Origin of the sequence: Nonomuraea sp. LP-02 (assembly GCF_036289125.1) — a bacterium.
Taxonomy (GTDB): Bacteria; Actinomycetota; Actinomycetes; order Streptosporangiales; family Streptosporangiaceae; genus Nonomuraea; species Nonomuraea bangladeshensis.
In genome coordinates this window covers 4696565-4713926 of record NZ_JAXCLK010000001.1, presented here as the reverse complement: position 1 = coordinate 4713926, position 17362 = coordinate 4696565, and the positions used below count along the sequence as shown (strand labels likewise).

The 17362-nt window shown below is 70.8% G+C and carries 16 protein-coding genes; 8 read left to right on the top strand and 8 right to left on the bottom strand.

Going from position 1 to position 17362, the window contains the following annotated elements; genetic code table 11:
- Window positions 1-10 precede the first annotated feature (10 nt).
- The 4 genes from SMD20_RS21880 to SMD20_RS21865 form a co-directional block, all read right to left on the bottom strand.
- Window positions 11-514: a hypothetical protein gene (locus tag SMD20_RS21880; RefSeq protein WP_329584030.1), complete on the bottom strand. Its 504-nt coding sequence runs from the start codon at window positions 512-514 to the stop codon at window positions 11-13.
- 46 nt (window positions 515-560) lie between these two features.
- Window positions 561-2111, bottom strand: a complete 1551-nt coding sequence (locus SMD20_RS21875; RefSeq protein WP_329584027.1) for a glycerol-3-phosphate dehydrogenase/oxidase — start codon at window positions 2109-2111, stop codon at window positions 561-563.
- Entirely contained in the window at window positions 2108-3589 is a 1482-nt protein-coding gene (gene glpK / locus SMD20_RS21870; protein ID WP_329584025.1) for a glycerol kinase GlpK, read from the bottom strand. Before glpK ends, SMD20_RS21875 begins: the two co-directional genes overlap by 4 nt.
- Window positions 3590-3703: 114 nt before the next feature.
- Entirely contained in the window at window positions 3704-4450 is a 747-nt protein-coding gene (locus SMD20_RS21865; protein WP_329584023.1) for an IclR family transcriptional regulator, read from the bottom strand.
- Between the two features lie 206 nt (window positions 4451-4656).
- On the opposite strand from SMD20_RS21865, the gene SMD20_RS21860 reads away from it, so the two are divergent.
- Window positions 4657-5268 (top strand): TetR/AcrR family transcriptional regulator, encoded by a 612-nt coding sequence (locus SMD20_RS21860; RefSeq protein WP_329584021.1) that lies wholly within the window; start codon window positions 4657-4659, stop codon window positions 5266-5268.
- On the opposite strand, the gene SMD20_RS21855 is transcribed toward SMD20_RS21860, so the two are convergent.
- Window positions 5258-5800: a hypothetical protein gene (locus tag SMD20_RS21855; protein ID WP_329584019.1), complete on the bottom strand. Its 543-nt coding sequence runs from the start codon at window positions 5798-5800 to the stop codon at window positions 5258-5260. The genes SMD20_RS21860 and SMD20_RS21855 overlap by 11 nt on opposite strands.
- A 120-nt stretch (window positions 5801-5920) precedes the next feature.
- On the opposite strand from SMD20_RS21855, the gene SMD20_RS21850 reads away from it, so the two are divergent.
- Window positions 5921-6499, top strand: a complete 579-nt coding sequence (locus tag SMD20_RS21850) for a YqgE/AlgH family protein (protein WP_020546648.1) — start codon at window positions 5921-5923, stop codon at window positions 6497-6499.
- A 3-nt stretch (window positions 6500-6502) separates the two neighbouring features.
- Here the strand turns inward: SMD20_RS21850 and SMD20_RS21845 are convergent, their stop codons facing one another.
- Window positions 6503-7120 (bottom strand): TetR/AcrR family transcriptional regulator, encoded by a 618-nt coding sequence (locus tag SMD20_RS21845; RefSeq protein ID WP_329584016.1) that lies wholly within the window; start codon window positions 7118-7120, stop codon window positions 6503-6505.
- A 148-nt stretch (window positions 7121-7268) separates the two neighbouring features.
- On the opposite strand from SMD20_RS21845, the gene SMD20_RS21840 reads away from it, so the two are divergent.
- The 5 genes from SMD20_RS21840 to SMD20_RS21820 all read left to right on the top strand — a co-directional run bounded on the left by SMD20_RS21840 (window position 7269) and on the right by SMD20_RS21820 (window position 13947).
- Window positions 7269-8876 carry an MFS transporter gene (locus SMD20_RS21840; protein ID WP_329584014.1) on the top strand — a complete coding sequence of 536 codons (1608 nt, stop codon included), beginning with the start codon at window positions 7269-7271 and terminating at the stop codon, window positions 8874-8876.
- Between the two features lie 96 nt (window positions 8877-8972).
- Window positions 8973-9236, top strand: a complete 264-nt coding sequence (locus SMD20_RS21835; RefSeq protein ID WP_329584012.1) for a DUF3039 domain-containing protein — start codon at window positions 8973-8975, stop codon at window positions 9234-9236.
- A 121-nt stretch (window positions 9237-9357) separates the two neighbouring features.
- Window positions 9358-10740 (top strand): MFS transporter, encoded by a 1383-nt coding sequence (locus SMD20_RS21830; protein WP_329584010.1) that lies wholly within the window; start codon window positions 9358-9360, stop codon window positions 10738-10740.
- An 83-nt stretch (window positions 10741-10823) separates the two neighbouring features.
- The gene (locus tag SMD20_RS21825) at window positions 10824-12068 is read left to right on the top strand and encodes a hypothetical protein (protein WP_329584008.1); all 1245 of its coding nucleotides are present in this window, start codon (window positions 10824-10826) and stop codon (window positions 12066-12068) included.
- A 124-nt stretch (window positions 12069-12192) separates the two neighbouring features.
- Window positions 12193-13947: a DEAD/DEAH box helicase gene (locus SMD20_RS21820; RefSeq protein ID WP_329584006.1), complete on the top strand. Its 1755-nt coding sequence runs from the start codon at window positions 12193-12195 to the stop codon at window positions 13945-13947.
- A 17-nt stretch (window positions 13948-13964) separates the two neighbouring features.
- Here the strand turns inward: SMD20_RS21820 and SMD20_RS21815 are convergent, their stop codons facing one another.
- A complete protein-coding gene (locus SMD20_RS21815; RefSeq protein WP_329584004.1) occupies window positions 13965-14480 on the bottom strand; it encodes a GNAT family N-acetyltransferase in 516 nt (171 codons plus the stop codon).
- Between the two features lie 201 nt (window positions 14481-14681).
- Between SMD20_RS21815 and SMD20_RS21810 the strand changes: the two genes are divergently transcribed.
- Window positions 14682-15779 (top strand): helix-turn-helix domain-containing protein, encoded by a 1098-nt coding sequence (locus SMD20_RS21810; RefSeq protein WP_329584002.1) that lies wholly within the window; start codon window positions 14682-14684, stop codon window positions 15777-15779.
- A gap of 47 nt (window positions 15780-15826) precedes the next feature.
- Here SMD20_RS21810 and SMD20_RS21805 read toward each other — a convergent pair whose 3' ends face one another.
- The gene (locus SMD20_RS21805; protein ID WP_329584000.1) at window positions 15827-17083 is read right to left on the bottom strand and encodes a hypothetical protein; all 1257 of its coding nucleotides are present in this window, start codon (window positions 17081-17083) and stop codon (window positions 15827-15829) included.
- Window positions 17084-17362: the final 279 nt, after the last annotated feature.

Sequence of the window (17362 nt, the reverse complement as noted above, 5' to 3'; positions counted from 1 at the left end):
GCGTCCGTCCTCACTGCCGGCCGGTGGGCGCGGGGCGGGTGAGGGCGGGCATGAGACGGTAGGACTCCTGGAAGACCAGGTTGTGGGCGTCGCCGGCGGCGATGACGCGCAGGGTGTCGGCCTGCGCCTCGGCGTCGGCGGCGTCGAAGATGTTCATCGGCCAGTCGCCCACCGTGTTCCCGCGCAGGTGCGGGTGGTGGAAGCCGGCGCCGTAGTGGGCGACGACGGCGATGGGCTGCTCCTGGGCGGCCCGCTGCTCCGGCCAGGTCAGCGACCACATCGCGTTCAGCCCGCCCTCCTTGGAGCGGGTCAGGCCGCTGGCCACCACCTCGCCCGTCCCGAGCAGCAGGTCGGCGTCGAGCTCCGCCAGCACCCGCCGCGCCACGGGGTCGAGCAGCTCGACCGCCGTGGCGAACAGACGCTCCTTGTCCTCCCGGGAGACGGCCTGGCCGTGTACGCCGTCCCGCAGGTCGCGGAAGTGGCGGAGCAGGGCTTCGTTGATGGGAGTGCGCATGCCCACCCCCTTCCCCGCCAGCGGCTCCAGCCACCTCCCGCCGGGATCAGCCCAGCAGCTCGGCGATCCGGGCGCGCACCTCGGGCGTGTCGAGCCCGCGGACGGTCAGCGTCGTGCGGCGGCGTACGACGTCGTCGACGGTCGCCGCCCACTCGCGGTCGCGCGCGTAGACGGCCTGCGCCCAGATGTCCGGACCCTCCGGGTGGATGCGCTCGCCGAGCGCCGGGTCGTCCCTGATGAGCCGGGCCAGGTCGAACGCGATCGACCCGTAGTGCGTGGCCAGGTGCCGGGCGACCAGGGGGTCCATGCGGGCGCCGCGATCGCGGTCCGTCCACAGGCGCAGGGCCACCGCGTCGGGGCTGGCCAGGCCGGGCAGCGGCACGGCGGGCAGGATGTCGGCCAGGTCGTCGCCGAGCGGCCGGCCGGGCAGATGGGCGAGGATGTCGAGGACCATACGGCCGATGTGCCGGTAGGTCGTCCACTTGCCGCCCGCCACCGACAGCATGCCGCCCGCGCCGCGCGTCACCACGGTCTCCCGCTTGGCCGCCGTCACCTCGCCGGGGCCGCCGGGCAGCACGCGCAGACCGGCGAAGGCGTAGGTGATGTCCTCGCGCCGGAGCTGCGCGTCGCGCACCGCGTGGCCGGCCTCGTCGAGGATCTGCGTGATGTCGGCCTCGGTGGGCCGCACGTCGGCCGGATCGCCGTCGTACGCCTCGTCCGTCGTGCCGAGCAGCAGGTGGTCCTCCCACGGGATGGCGAACGACACCCGGTACTTGTCGATCGGCGTGGTCAGCGCCGCCTTCCACGGCTCGTGCCGGCGCAGCACCAGGTGGGCGCCCTTGGACAGGCGGATGCTGGGGGCCGCGCCCGGGTCCTCCATGCGCCGCAGGTGGTCCACCCACGGGCCGGTGGCGTTGAGCACGAGGCGGGCGCTCACCCCGAACTCGGCGCCCTCCAGCCGGTCGCGCAGCTCGGCGCCGGACACCGTGCCGCTTCTCCGGCGCAGGCCGACGACCTCGGCGTGGTTGAGCACGGTCGCGCCGGCGTCCACGGCCGCCCGTACGGTCATGACCGCGACGCGGCTGTCGTTCATCTGGTGGTCGCCGTAGACGGCGGCGGCGCGCAGCCCCTCGGAGCGCAGCGCGGGCACCTTGGCGAGGGCCTGGTGCGGCGTGATGACCCGGCCCATGCCGTCGCCGAACACCGACAGCGCCGAGTACAGGAACACCCCCGCGCCCAGCTTGGCCGCCCCGTGCGGGCCGCCCTTGTAGATGGGCACCAGGAACGTCAGCGGCTTGACCAGGTGAGGGGCGATGTCGGCGGCGAGCGCGCGGCGCTCCCTGTGGTTCTCGGCGACCAGCCGGACATTGCCGGTCTGCAGGTAACGCAGGCCGCCGTGGACCAGCTTGGACGAGGCGCTGGAGGTGGCGCCCGCGAAGTCGCCCGCGTCCACCATGGCCACCCGCAGCCCGGCCTGGGCCGCCATCCAGGTCACCGACGTGCCGAGGATGCCGCCGCCGATGACCAGCAGGTCGTAGGTGGTGGTGGACAGCTCCTCCCTGGTCTCCGCGCGCTCGGTCCCCGTACTGATCATCATTGCTGGAACTCCTGCTCATCGACCCAGTCGAGGGTGCGGGCCACGGCCTTCCTCCAGTTGCGGTATTCACGCTCGCGGACCGCCTCGCTGATCTCCGGCCGCCACTCGGCCGCCTTGTGCCAGTTGGCGCGCAGGCTGTCGAGGTCCGGCCAGTAGCCGGTGGCGAGTCCGGCCGCGTACGCCGCGCCGAGCGCCGTGGTCTCGGCCACCATGGGCCGGATCACCGGCACCGCGAGCACGTCGGCGAGGGTCTGCATGAGCAGGTTGTCGGCGGTCATGCCGCCGTCGGCGCGCAGCGTGGTGAGCCCGAGCCCGGCGTCGGCGTTCATCGCGTCGACGACCTCGCGGGTCTGCCACGCGGTGGCCTCCAGGACGGCCCGCGCGATGTGCCCCTTCGTGACGAACCCGGTCAGCCCCGCGATCACGCCGCGCGCGTCGGAGCGCCAGTGCGGCGCGAACAGGCCGGAGAACGCCGGCACGAAGTAACAGCCGCCGTTGTCGGGGACCGTCTTCGCCAGCGTCTCGATCTCGGCGGCGCTGGAGATCAGGCCGAGGTTGTCGCGCAGCCACTGCACCAGCGAGCCGGTGACCGCGATCGCGCCCTCCAGCGCGTACGTGGCCGGAGTGTCGCCGATCTGGTAGCCGACCGTGGTGAGCAGGCCGTGCTTGGAGACGACCGGCCGGTCGCCGGTGTTCATGAGCAGGAAGCTGCCCGAGCCGTAGGTGCTCTTGGTCTCGCCGGGGTCGAAGCAGGTCTGGCCGAACAGGGCCGCCTGCTGGTCGCCGAGCGCGGCCGCCACCGGGACGCCGTCGGCGGTGTGGCCGTAGACCTCGGCGGACGGGCGGATCTCCGGCAGCATCGCGCGCGGCACGCCGAGCGCGGCCAGCAGGTCGTCGTCCCAGGCCAGGGTGCGGATGTTCATGAGCATCGTACGGCTGGCGTTGGTGACGTCGGTGACGTGGCGGCCGGTCAGGTTCCACAGCAGCCAGCTGTCCATGGTGCCGAACAGCACCTCGCCGCGCTCGGCCCGCTCGCGCAGCCCCGGGTGCTCGTCCAGCAGCCAGCGGATCTTCGGCCCGGAGAAGTAGGTGGCGAGCGGCAGCCCCGCCCGCTCCTTGAACAGCGCCTCGTGCTCGGCCAGCGCGTGCGTCAGCGGCGCGGTGCGAGTGTCCTGCCAGACGATCGCCGGGCAGACGGGCCGGCCGGTGTCGCGTTCCCACAGCACGGTGGTCTCGCGCTGGTTGGTGATGCCGAGCGCGGCGATGTCGCCGTCGACGCCGCCGACGGCCTCGGCGAGGACGAGCTGGACCGACTCCCAGATCTCCTCCGCGTCGTGCTCGACCCAGCCGGGCCTGGGGAAGATCTGGCGGTGTTCGCGTTGGGCGACGGAGATGATGTTGCCGGTCCGGTCGAAGACGATGCACCGGCTGGACGTGGTGCCCTGGTCGATGGCGGCGATGTAGGTCGGTCGAGGCACTGGCGGATCCTCGCTAGCTCGGGGTTCGACAATGTCGAACGACTTGCGGAATGGTATTCGGTTCCGTGGGGGGCGTTCAACTGGTCAGGCGACTGCTCGGGCAAATGGTCGGGGTCAGCGGGCCAGGTCGCGGGTGATCGCGCGGGCCGCGTCCCTGACGTACGACACGAACTCCATGCGCGGCCCGCCCTCCGGCGCCAGGCGCTCCAGCGCGCCCCTGATGCCGATGGCGCCGACCACGATGCCGCGCGAGTCCTTGATGGGCGCGGCGACGGCCACCTCGCCCTCGGTCAGCTCCTCCATCTCGGCGGCCCAGCCGCGGGCGCGGACCAGCTCCAGCTCCGCCTCCAGCCGGCCGGGGTCGGTGATCGTCGCGCTGGTGTACGGGGGCAGCGGCGCGGCCGGCTCGCCGTACGGGTCGTGGGCGAGCAGCACCTTGCCGAGCGCGCTGGCGTGCACCGGCAGGTAGGTGCCGACCTGGAGCGTCTGCATGCTGTCGTCGGGACGGAAGACATGGTGGATCACCAGGACGTGGCCCTCGTGCAGCGTGCCGATCCAGGCACTCTCCCTGCTCCGCCCGGCCAGCGCGTCGGCCCAGTTGATGGCCCTGGCGCGCAGCTCGTTGACGTCGAGGTAGCTGCTGCCGAGGTGGAGCAGCGTGGCGCCGAGGCGGTACTTGCCCGTGGCCGGGTCCTGCTCGACGAAGCCGACCAGGACCAGCGTGCGCAGGATGCCGTGCAGCGTGCCCTTCGGCAGGCCGAGGCCCCGGGCCAGCTCCGCCACCCCGAGCTGGCGGGGGCCGGAGGCCAGCAGCCGCAGGATCGCGGCCGCCCGCTCGACGGACTGGATGGTCTCTCCCACGTGCGGCAATGTAGCACGAGATCGTTCGATATTGCCGAACGATGATCGCCCTGCCGACGGCTGCCCCGCGCGGCTCTACAATTTGCGCAAGCGGTAAGCAATCTCGCAGTGGACGCTCAGCGGACCTGCAGGCGCCGCCACCCTTCGCGCGCACCGGGACACCCCGTCCCGGCGACCGTGCGTGCCCCCGAGGGACGAGGAGACAGATGGACTCACCCGCCCGCGTCGCGGGAACCGTGCGGCCGGGCGGCCGCACCGCCCGGGTCCGCGCGGCCGTGCTCCAGGCCGCCCAGGACGAGCTGGTCGAGCACGGCTTCCACGGCCTCACCATGGACCAGGTGGCGATCCGGGCCGGCGTGGGCAAGACCACGCTCTACCGGCGCTGGGGCAGCCCCGCGGGCCTGGTCACCGATCTCATGGTCGAGCTGGCCGAGCAGTCCTCGCCGCACGCCGACACCGGCTCGATCGAGGGCGACCTGCGCGCCAACGCCCTGGCCGTGGTCGAGGCGGTCAACGACGGGCGGCTCGGGGCCACGTTCCAGGCGATGATCGCGGCCGCGACCTGCGACGAGCAGGCGGCCGCCGCGCTGCGCGCGTTCTACCTGCGGCGCATCGAGGAATGGGCGGGCGTGGTGGAGCTCGCGGTCGGGCGCGGCGAGCTGCCGCAGGGCACGGACGCCACGGAGGTGATCCGGGCGGTCTCGGCCCCGCTCTACTACCTGCTCGTCGTCACCCGCGAGCCGGTGACCGCGGAGGCCGCCGAGCGGTCCGTACGCCGCGCGCTCGCCGCCGCGAAGGCGGGCGCCTTCATCCCGTAGGCGAAGTGGGGCATCCCTTGGGCAGGTCGGGCCGGCGGGGCCAGACGGAGCCGTACCACCAGAAGATCCCGCCCATCACCACCAGCCCGCCCGCGGTCGCCAGCTTGGCCATGAGGTCGGTGGGCGGGCCGGTGAAGGGGAGCTGCCCGGTGCGGTGACCCCAGGGGCAGTCGTTGACCACCCGGGTGGAGTCGATGAGGGTCTCCGGCTGGTGCTCGGTGACCTGGTACGCCTCGATCTCGGCGCGGCTGCCCTTGCCGACCGGCACCTGCCGCACGACGCTCTTGCGGGCCGCGATCGAGCCGCTCGCCACGCTGACCGCGTCGGACTTCAGGTCGAAGCGGACCGCCTGCCGGGTCTGGTTGCGCAGCGTCACCTTCGCCCGCCCCGAGCGGCAGCCGACGTCGTCCACGGTCATCGTGAACGGATCCCCGGAGTCGGACGCTCCCTGCCAGGCCGACGCGGACGCCGGGCCGGAGGCCGCGGCGCCCACCGCCAGGGCGGCCAGGGCCAGACGGGTACCGATGCGCATGAGCTCCCCCAAGGTCCACACGTCGTGATCTTTGCTACCCGAAGTGTCTTTGTGAACACGAAAAGTAACATGAGCCCTCTGGGGCAGCGCGCACCCCCCTGCACCCTTCATGATGGAGGTATGGCGGAAGCGATCTACGTCGGCGGTTTGTTGGTGGCGACGCCGCTTCTCGACGACCCCAACTTCCGGCGTAGCGTGGTGCTGATCCTCGAACACGACCGCGACGGCGGCACCCTCGGCGTCGTGCTCAACCGGCCCAGCGACATCTCGGTGACCCAGGTTCTCCCGGTCTGGGACCCGCTGGTCACCGGGCCCTCGGTGCTCTTCGAGGGCGGCCCGGTGCAGACCGACAGCGCGCTGGCGCTGGCGGCGGTGCCGAGCGGGCAGGAGCCGCTCGGCTGGCGCAGGCTGCACGCGGGGACGCCCGCGGTGTCCCGGCTCGGCACGGTCGACCTCGACGCCCCTCCCGAGATCCTGCAGGGCGAGATCGCCCAGATGCGGATCTTCGCCGGTTACGCCGGCTGGTCCTCCGGCCAGCTGGAGAGCGAGATCGCCGAAGGCGCCTGGTACGTCGTCGACTCCGAGGTGGGCGACACCTTCCACGCCGACCCGGGGTCGCTGTGGCGGCACGTGCTGCGGCGTCAGCCGGGCGAGCTGGCCTTCGTCGCGACCTGCCCGGACGACCCCTCGATGAACTGACCCTCAGACGTCCCAGCCGGGCCGCAGGGAACGCTCGGCCAGTTCGATGCTCTCCGCCATCCGGCCGGTGATCTCGGGCAGGCTCCCGTCGCTGCGCGGGCACTCGAAGCCCACCCGCATCGTGGACATCGCGAAGGCCACGATCAGGTGGGAGAGCTGGTCCGCGTCGGCCTTGACGCCGCGCCGCGCGGCCACCACCTCGGCGAGACGGCGCTCGGTCTCCGTGCCCCGCGCCACCGACTGGCCGACCAGGCGCGGGTTCTCGTCCAGGATGCGGCGGAGCTTGAGGAAACGTTCGCGCTCCTGCGGCGTCGCGTCCTCAAGGTCGGCCAGCATGGCGCGCAGGGCGTACATGAGCGCGGTGAACGGCGGCTCGTCCGGCGGCCTGGCCGCCATCGTCTCCAGCAGGATCTCCTCGCCCTGGTCGTGGAACCACAGCACCAGATGGTCCTTGCTGGTGAAGTAGCGGAAGAACGTGCGGGGGGACACCTCGACAGCCCCCGCGATCTGCTCGACGGTGGTCGACTCGTATCCTTGTTCGAGGAACAGGTCGAGCGCCGCGTCGAGAATCGCCAGGCGCGTCTTCTCCTTCTTGCGTTCGCGGAGACCCACTGTCGTCACTCCCTCGAAACCTTCCTGTCACAGTGTGACAGAAGTCATCCGCTGCCTTTTAAAAGTCGTTTGTCAGACGTCACCGCCTGTCATAGATTACCGGAGGCTTAAGAGACTTCCGCCCTGTTGAGGGGCGAATGTGTAACTAGGGGGCTTCATGGCGAACGCGAAGGCGGTGGACGCGCCGTCCTCGCCCGAGGTGGCGAAGGCGGGGGCCGGGGGGAATCCGTGGCTCGTGCTGCTGGCGGTCAGCCTCGGTGTGATCATGGTGATGCTGGACGGCACCGTCGTCGGCATCGCCAACCCGGTGATTCAGGTCGACCTCAAGGCGTCGCTGTCCGACCTGCAGTGGGTGACCAGCGGCTATCTGCTGGCTCTGGCGGTGTTCCTGATCACCGCGGGCAAGCTCGGTGACCTGTTCGGGCACAAGCGGGTCTTCCTGATCGGTGTGGCCGGATTCGCCGTCACGTCGGTCGGCATCGGACTCAGCGCCGAACTGGCCGACATCATTCCCGGCATCACGCCGGTCGGCGCGCTGATCGGCCTGCGGGTGCTCCAGGGCCTGTTCGGCGCGCTGCTCCAGCCCGCCGCGCTGGCGCTGCTGCGGAGCGCGTTCCCGGGGGAGAAGCTCAACCAGGCCATGGGCGCGTGGGGCGCGATCATCGGCCTGTCCAGCGCCGCCGGCCCGATCGTGGGCGGCGTGCTGGTCGAGAAGGTGAGCTGGGAGTCGGTCTTCTTCATCAACGCGCCCGTCGGCGTCATCGCGCTGATCCTGGGCATCATGCTGATCAAGGACAGCCGGGCCAAGACGTTCTCGCGCATCGACTGGCTGGGCGTGCTGCTGCTGTCCGGCGCGATGTTCGCGCTGGTGTGGACCATCATCAAGGCCCCCGAGTGGGGCTGGGGCGACAGCACCACGCTGGGCTTCCTCGGCGGCTTCGCGGTGCTGATCGGGGCGTTCGTCCTCTGGCAGCACCTGCTCAAGCAGCGCGGCGGCCAGCCGCTGGTGCCGCTGTCGCTGTTCGCCAACCCGTCCATCTCCATCGGCACGTTCCTGATGATGATGGTGGCCTTCGCCATGTTCGGCGCCATGTTCTTCCTGGGCTTCTTCTTCCAGGGCGTGCACGGGCTGACGCCGCTGGAGGCCGGTCTGCGCATGCTGCCGATGAGCGCCGGCATGATCTTCGCCTCGCCGCTCGCCGGCCTGGCGATCGGGAAGCTGGGGCCGAAGATCACGATGGCCGGCGGCCTGCTCATCACCGCCGGCGCCATGTTCCTCATGTCCCGGCTCGGCATCGACGCCTCGTTCATCGACACCGCGATCCCGTTCGTGCTGCTGGCCTTCGGCCTGTCGCCGGTGTTCGTGGGCGCCACCGAGATCATCGTGGGCAACGCCCCGCTCGACCTGAGCGGCGTCGCGGGCGGCCTGCAGCAGTCGGCCATGCAGGTCGGCGGCGCGCTCGGCACCGCGATCCTCGGCGCCGTCATGGCCGGTGAGATCTCCGACCGGCTGCCCGGCTACCTCGGCCCGGCGGCCCAGGCGCTGCCGCCGGAGCAGATGGCGGGGCTGGAGGCGGCCGCCGCGTTCGGCGTCGCGCCGCCCGGGCTTCCCGAGGTGGTCACGAACGCCGTGCACAACTCGTTCATGGACGGCATGCACCTCGCCTTCGTGGTGAGCACCTGCGTCGCGGTGCTGACCGCGGCCCTCACGATGTTCGTGAAGGCCGGCCGCAAGACCGAGGGCGCGCCCGTGCACGTGGGCTGACCCCCGTTTCCCGGACGGCCCCCGCCAGGTGGCGGGGGCCGTTTCGCTGTCCGGGAGAGGCGCGGGCCGCGGGCGGGCGGGCATAAACTCGATGGGGTGAGCACGAAGATCCTTCCGAAGCAGGAAACCACGCCACAGACGTCGCACGGCGACGGCGATCACGAGCGGTTCGCCCACTACGCGGACAAGCACAAGATCACCGAGAGCATGGTCACCGGCACGCCCATCCGCGCCCTGTGCGGGAAAATCTGGGTGCCCAGCCGCGACCCGAAGAAATACCCGGTGTGCCCGGAGTGCAAGGAGATCTACGAGGGCCTGCCCTCGGGTGGCGGCGGCGACCAGGGCGGCGACAAGCAGTAGGCGTGCCTGAGCGGCTCTGCTTGACGGGTGCCGGACGGCCCGGCGGGCGACCGCCGTCTCGCCGGCATGCGCATCAGCACACCCCGGAAACGTCAAGGGTGCGACAAATTACGATGTGCGGGTGACAGCACCAAAAGCACTCGACGCCCCCCACCAACCCCCTCGGCTCTTCGGCGCCGACTACCGCATCGCCACCTTCGGCATCCTGCTCGTCGTCACCCTCGTCGCCTTCGAGGGCATGTCGGTCGGGGTCGTCATGCCGGACGTCGCCCGCGACCTGGACGCACTCGACCTCTACGGGCTGAGCTTCTCCGCCTTCCTGGTCTCCAGCCTGTTCGCGAACGTGGTGGCCGGGCTCTTCGCCGACCGGCGGGGCTTCGCGGTGCCGTTCGTGGCGGGGCTGGCGCTGTTCGTGACCGGCATGGCGCTGGCCGGCGCGGCGAACACGTCGGTGCTGTTCCTGTCGGCGCGGGCCGTGCAGGGGCTCGGGGCCGGAGCCTCGTTCGTGGCGCTGCTGGTGATGATCGCGCGGGTCTACCCGGTCGACATGCGGCCCAAGGCGTTCGCGGCGGTCTCAGCCGCCTGGGTCGTGCCGTCCATGGTCGGCCCCGCCATCGCCGGCTCCGTGGCCGGCCAGTGGGGCTGGCGGTACGTCTTCTACGGCATCATCCCGCTGGTCGTTCCCGCGCTGCTCATGCTGCTCCCGTCGCTGAAGCGCTCGGCCGCCGCCGAGCAGCTGCCCGACGGGCCGCGTTCGCGCCCGCTCGCCATGACGCTGGCCGCGGCCGCCGCCGCCTGCGGGGCCGGCGTGCTGCTGCACGGCGTCGACCGGCTGCACCAGGCGCCCGTCGCCGGCGCCGCCGAGACCGTCGTGGGGCTCGCCTTCCTGCTGTACGGCCTCTACCGGCTGCTGCCCCAGGGCGCCTTGCGCTTCGCCCGCGGGCTGCCCACGACCGTGCTCATGCGCGGCTTCCTGTCGGCCACCTTCTTCGGGGTCAACTCCTTCATCCCGCTGGCGCTCCAGGAAGTGAAGGGGTTCGGCGTCAGGGAGGCGGGGATCGCGCTCACCACCGGGGCGCTCGGCTGGTCGGCGGGGTCGTACCTGCAGAGCCGCCAGGCCGGGGAGCCGCACCTGCGGATCAGGTTCGCGACGTCCTGCGTCACCGTGGGCGTGCTGCTGGCGCTGCTCGCCGTCCTGCCCGGGGTGACGGGATGGGTCGCGGTGCCGGCCTGGATCGTGGCCGGGCTCGGCATGGGGGTCGGCATGGCCACGGTCAGCGTCACCACGCTCAAGCAGTCGCCGGAGAACGAGCAGGGCGCGAACTCGGCGGCGCTCAACGTCACCGACATGCTGGGCTCGGCGCTCGCCATCGGGGCCGGGGGCGCGCTGGTCAACCTGGTCGGGCACGCACCGTCCCAGATCGCCACCGGGTTCGTGGTCATCTGCCTCCTCATGGCGGTGGTCGGGGGGAGCGGGGCGGTGCTGGCCGGTCGCATGAGGTGAATTCCGTCCCTCCCGTCCCAGCGATCACGGATCGCCTGATCTCCGTCGCGAGGAGTGATAGGACAGCGGGCGAGGAGGTGTTCATGGAGGATGATCACCGGGTCTGGCCGCCTCTCCCGCCTGGGGCCAGGCACCGCCGCAGTCCTCCGCCGGACGGCGACGAGCAGGAGGCCGCGCCCCCGGAGGAACTCGTGGGCCGCCGGCGCGGGCATCCGCTGGACCTGGAGCCGGGGGAGACCGTCGAACTCGACGAACCCTGGAACCCGCGCATCCGGCGCACCACTCCCCGCCCCGCCCAGGCCCGATCGGGCCGGACCCCGTACCCGGACGCGACGGCCACGCGCAGATCCGCCTCCAGGGATGCCGGCGGGGATGTTGACGATGACGTTGATGATGACGGGCAGACCGGCTGGGGCTCCTCTGGGGACGCCGGCTGGGGTGCGTCTGGGGACGACGGCAGAGACGCCGGCTGGGGTACGTCCGGGAACGGTGGCAGGGACGCCGGCTGGGGTGCTTTGGCGGACGGTGGCAGGGACACCCTCTGGGGCACCGACGCGGGCGATCTCAAAGGCGGTGGCAGCCTGCCCCCCGCATCCGACGACGACCCGGACGCCGAGTTCTGGGGCGAGTCGCCGTCGGACCCGGAGCCGGTTTCCTGGCGGTCGCCGTTCCGGTCGATCCCGTCCCCCGCGTCCAGGGAGAGCTCCACGGACGCCCTGCCGCCCTCCGCCCGCCTCTACGGCACCCCCGCCGCCCCCGGCGCGCGTACGGCCGCCGTGGGCCTGCCGCGCCGCTGGGCGTTCGCGCTGGCGGCGCTCCTGACCGGCGCGGCGCTCGTGGCGGTGGCGATCAACGTGGCGCCGCGCCTCGTCGCGCCTGAGCCGGGACCGGAGGCCGGGACGGGCAGGCTGAGCGACGGCCTGGCCGGGGTGGCCGCGACCCTGCCGGAAGGCTGGTACGTCGCACCCGTGCCCCCGGTGTCCGGCTTCACGTCGGTGGCCAGGGACGGAGCCGGCAGCCTGGTGATGGCCCGCCCTCTCCCCGAACCCGTCGCGGACGCCAAGGAGGCCACGGCCGAGGCCGCCGAGCTGTACTCCCGGCTGCTGCTCAAGGGCGACCGCGTCAAGATCGTCGAGGACCGGCAGATCCCCGGCGGGCACACGCGGGCGCTGCGGGCGGAGTACCGTGACGTGGTCAACCGGCCCGCGTACCTGAGAGTGATGCTCCTCACGCGGGGCGAGCGGAGCGTGCTCCTGCTCGGCCTGCTGCAACCCGAGCAAACCGCAAGCAGAAAGGCTCTCGACACGGTGCTGACGAGCCTCCGATAAGCCGCATAGCACGTGAGGACGACCTTGGCCAGAATCCACGGCTCACGGCACGTCTTGTCGGTGGGCCCGATTACTCTTGGGTCACTGTGAGAGAGCGAAGCACACGAACCCCAGAGGTGATGCGGTGAGCACCTTCGCCGCGTCCCACCTGTCTCCTTCCTATCCTGACCGGGCCGCGTGGGGCACCGCTCCCAAGCTGCGCGCCTGGCAGCAGGAGGCGTTCGACCTCTACTTCAGGCGCGAGCCGCGTGACTTCCTCACCGTGGCGACGCCGGGCGCGGGCAAGACGACCTACGCCCTGCGCATCGCCAGCGAGCTCCTGTCCCGCGGGGTGATCAGGGCCATCACCATCGTCACCCCGACCGAGCACCTCAAGCGCCAGTGGGCCGACGCCGCCGCGCGGGTCGGCATCGGCATCGACCCCGAGTTCAAGAACAGCCAGGGCACCACCTCGCGCGACTACACCGGGGTCGCGGTGACGTACGCGCAGGTCGCGATGCATCCGGCGCTGCACAGGGCGCGCACCGAGGCGCGCAAGACGCTGATCATCTTCGACGAGATCCACCACGCGGGCGACGCCAAGTCGTGGGGCGACGGCGTGCGCGAGGCGTTCGAACCGGCCGCCCGCCGCCTCCAGCTCACCGGCACCCCGTTCCGTTCCGACGACAACCCGATCCCGTTCGTCGGATACGAGGAGGACGCCGAGGGCTTCAAACGCAGCGTCGCCGACTACTCCTACGGCTACGGCCCCGCCCTCGACGACGGCGTCGTACGCCCGGTGATCTTCCTCGCCTACAGCGGCGAGATGAAGTGGCGCACGCGGGCCGGCGACGAGCTGGCCGCCACGCTCGGCACCCCGCTCACGAAGGACCAGCTCTCCCAGGCGTGGCGGGCCGCGCTCGACCCCAAGGGCGACTGGATCCGCCAGGTCATGCAGGCCGCCGACCGGCGGCTGACCGAGGTGCGCCGGGGCGTCACCGACGCGGGCGGCCTGGTCATCGCCACCGATCACGAGACCGCCCGCGCCTACGCCAGGCATCTACGCAACATCACCGGCGAGGGCGCCACCGTGGTCCTGTCCGACGATCCGGGCGCCTCGAAGAAGATCAAGCAGTTCGCGGCGTCGCAGGACCGGTGGCTGGTCGCCGTCCGGATGGTCTCGGAAGGCGTCGACATCCCGCGCCTGTGCGTGGGCGTCTACGCCACCTCCACCTCCACACCGCTCTTCTTCGCGCAGGCGGTGGGGCGGTTCGTCCGCGCCCGCAAGCGTGGCGAGACGGCCTCGGTCTTCCTTCCCTCGGTGCCCATGCTCATGGGGCTGGCCAACGAGATGGAGGTCGAGCGCGACCACGTGCTCAACAAGCGGCCGCCGGAGGACGGGCTCGACGACTCGCTGCTGGAGCAGGCCAACCGTAAGCAGGACAACCCCGACGTTCTGGGTGACGAGCTGCCGTTCGAGACGATGGAGACCTCGGCCACGTTCGACCGGGTGCTCTTCGACGGCGGCGAGTTCGGCACCGGGGCCGCCATCGGCTCCGCCGAGGAGGAGGACTTCCTCGGCCTGCCCGGCCTCCTGGAGCCCGACCAGGTGGCCACCCTGCTCCGCAAGCGCCAGTCCGACCAGCAGGCGGCCAGGCGCAAGCAGGAGTCCGCCGAGCCGGCCGCCCAGGCCCTGGCCCCGCACGAGCAGGTCGCCGAGCTGCGCCGCGAGCTCAACGGCCTCGTCGGCGCCTGGAACCACCGCACCGGGCAGCCGCACGGCGTCATCCACGCCGAGCTGCGCCGCGTCTGCGGCGGGCCGCCGATCGCGCAGGCGACGTCGGAGCAGATCCAGGAACGCATCGACATGATCCGCCGCTGGGCCACCCAGCGCCGCTGATCCCCGCGGGCCCTCGGTCAGCGGTAGCGGTTGTGGCCGAGGTGGCGGATCATGATCCGGCAGATCTCGGGGCGGCGTTCGCGGCTCCCGTCGGCGTGGTAGACGACCTCCGTCGTGGCGACCGGCCCGTGGGGCCACTCGGCGTAGCCACGGCGGCGGTACAACCGCTGCGCGTCGTGGTTGTCCAGGTCCACGCCGAGGGCGACGCGGTCGTGGCCCTCGGCGAGCAGCCGCTCCTCGGCCGCCCACAACAACTCGGTCCCGATGCCCTGGTTCCGGCGTGGCGCGGCCACCTCCAGGTGGGTGAGCAGCGCCACGCCCGGTAAGTGGGCGCGCAACTCGGGCTCCTCGGCGGGCGCCAGCCACACGTACACGTCGCCGACCGCCACCTCCCGCTCCCAGGCCACGAGGAGGAAGCCGTGCCCGGCGTCCTGCAGGGCCAGCCGGTCGTGGAAGTAGTGCTCCTGCCCGAGCGACCGGACGAGGGGACGGAGGTCCGTACGGACGGCTTGGCGGATGTCGGGGGCGCCCACGGAACCACGATGGCCCGGCTGCCTGATGTCAAGCAATGAACTCAAGGAATGGAAGGTTCGTCTCGGCACCTTCAGTCAACTTCACCTGCGTTCGCGACTCGCGGCGCCATGCGATCACCCGCTGGGACGGTGATGAGCGTATGGACAGTGCTCAGGTGGCGGCGTTAACTAGAAGTCGCTGAAGTTGAGGGATGAGGCGGCATGAGCGGCGACGATTCCGCGCGGACCGCGCTGGCCCGGCGTCTGCGCGAGCTCCGCGACAGCCACTGGCCGGACCTCCGGGTCACCCAGGCACAGCTACGGGAGGCATTCGGGGTCAGCGTCCCGCTGATCTCGTCCTGGGAGTCCACCACCGCGGCCAAGATCCCTCCCCTGCACCGCCTGGAGAAGTACGCCGTCTTCTTCGCCACCCGGCGCTCGCTCGCGGGCGGCGTCGCCCGCGTGCCGTCGCTGTCCGAGCTGACCTCCGACGAACTGGACGAGCACAAGAAGCTGCTGGCCGAGCTGACCCGGCTGCGCCAGACGGCCCTTCGCCACCAGGTCGCGGCAGAGGGCGGGGACCCGGGCCGACCCGGCGACGCCCTGCTGGCGGGTCCCTGGCACTTCCCGGAGGGCGAGCCGATCACGATCATCTGCTCGCAGGTCCCGGAGGAGGACCGGGCCAGGATCCCGTTCGCCGTCCCGACCCAGGGCGACTACATCGAGCTCTACAAATACTCCGACCTCGACTCCTTGTTCGAGTTATGGGGCCATCTGCGGGCCGCCAACCCGCACAGCCAAGTAACCCTGCGCGCCACCGAGGATCTGCGCTCCGACGACCTGACCACGCATGTCGCGCTGCTCGGCGGCGTCGACTACAACGAGGTCACCGCTTCCACGCTGGCCCGCATGCCCGACCTGCCGGTGCGGCAGGTGCCCGACTGGGAGGGGGAGCGGGGGCCGTACTTCGAGGTCAGCGAGGGGGACGAAACGCGCCGACACCATCCAGTGACCGTACGCGCCGACGACAGCGTACGGCTGCTCGAAGACGTCGCTTTCTTCTATCGCGGCGTCAATCCGGACAACCACGAGCGCACCTTGACCATCTGCAACGGCATGTACGCCAGAGGCGTCTACGGCGCGGTCCGTGCGCTCACCGATCCGCGCTTCCGCGACCGCAATGCCAGCTACCTGAGCGAACGCTTCGGCGGCGCGCAGTCCTACAGCATCCTCATGCGGGTCAGGATCGAGGGCCGGGCCGTGATCACGCCCGACTGGACCCGCGAATCATTCCGGCTGCATGAATGGTCGAGCACCTGAATCCGGCCGAGAACGGTGATTCTGCTCTACGTCACATGTGCCGATGATCAAGCGGCTGCCGCATTCTGTCGTGCCGTGCGACGGGCGCAATTACTGGTTTCCTGGCAGTGATAGCCAAATGGTTCCGATCCTGGCTTCGTGAGTTGCTCGATCGCGGCCGGGAGCGAATTCTGTGATTTGAGCAGGGTGAGATGCTCGGTCCATTGACGCCGGTCGAGTCGCCATGCCCTGACGTACGAAGCGCACAGTTCTGCGGTGATGCAGCGGCGACGATCCAGGCTGGCCACGAGGGACAGTTGCATCGCGAGGCGATCTGTCTGGGGCAGGTGCGGCATTCGTCTGACCCGTGCCAGCACGCCGCGGACGAACGCTTCCCGCTTGAGCAGACACTCCGACCAGTACGCAGTCTCGGCGACGTCGCGGCAGGCGATATCCCCGCCGCCGTCCAGCAGCCAGAACAGCCCTTCCGCCAGCACATCCCCAAGCTCCTGGTCCTGTGCTCTGTCCGGACGGTCGAAGGGATCGTACGGCTTCTGCGAGACGTCCCCAGCAACAGCGACACGGCAGAGGAAACGATCGTCGAGCAGGTAGAACCAGTCGTCGTTATAGATGTCAGGGAAAAATGACGATCTCCCGCTCGTGCGCGTGGCCAAGGCGCCGCCGCCGATGAACGAATCCTGAGGTCCTCCGGCCAGCCGGTGCGCATGACAGACGACAGAGTTGTCCGGGTGGCCGCCTACGCGCATTCCGATCGCGTCGTAGGAGTGCAGCAGGCTCACGGCGCGGGAGATTTCCTGGTGGTCGTGCACGTCGATGTCGTCGTCCAGGAAAAGAACGTGATCCCATCCCATCAGCCGGCCGAGAAGCAGCCCGGCGTTGCGTTTAGTGCTGGAATCGTCCTTTCTCTGAAAGATCGTGCCGCGCAGGAGCGCCGAAGTCGCGAAGTCGGGCAGGTTGAGACGGCTTGTGTCGTCGATGTCGATCGCGATGAACTGCAGGCCCGGCGGCATCAGAGCGGCCGCATCCATCGCGCGGCTCCTGGCGTGGCTGTGGATGGAGACCAGCGGACATCCCAGGTGCGCGGCGAGTTGGGCGGCGGGCTCGAGCTGGGAGGGATTCCGGATGGTCGGCACGATGATGGCGTCAAGGCGGACGGACGTGTCCGTCTGCCGTTCTCCGGGGATGTGCAGCAGGTGACGATGTGAGCCGTGATGATGTTCTGCGAGGGCTTCTGCCTGGTCGGGCGGCATCTCACCAGCCGACGGGCATGCTGCCCGCGCAGTGGCCGGCATGTCCGTCGCCATGGTGATCCTCTGCGACGCAGCGCTTCGGAGACGATGCGGTGTCCATGCCACGGCCCCTCCTCGTCATGTACTTCAGCCTTAAGAAAACATCTCGATGGCGTACGTCAAGCCCCCTGGATACGGCTGAAGTTCGTTCTGACGCCCTCGGCGGGGCGTCGAGTTTTGTCGTCGGCGCACGTCAAAGCCCATCGGCTTTGTTCACCGCACTTCACCCCGCGCTCGGGCTCCGTTGAACTTCGCGTGAGTTCAGCTGAAGTTCCGGATGATCCGGCATGTTGA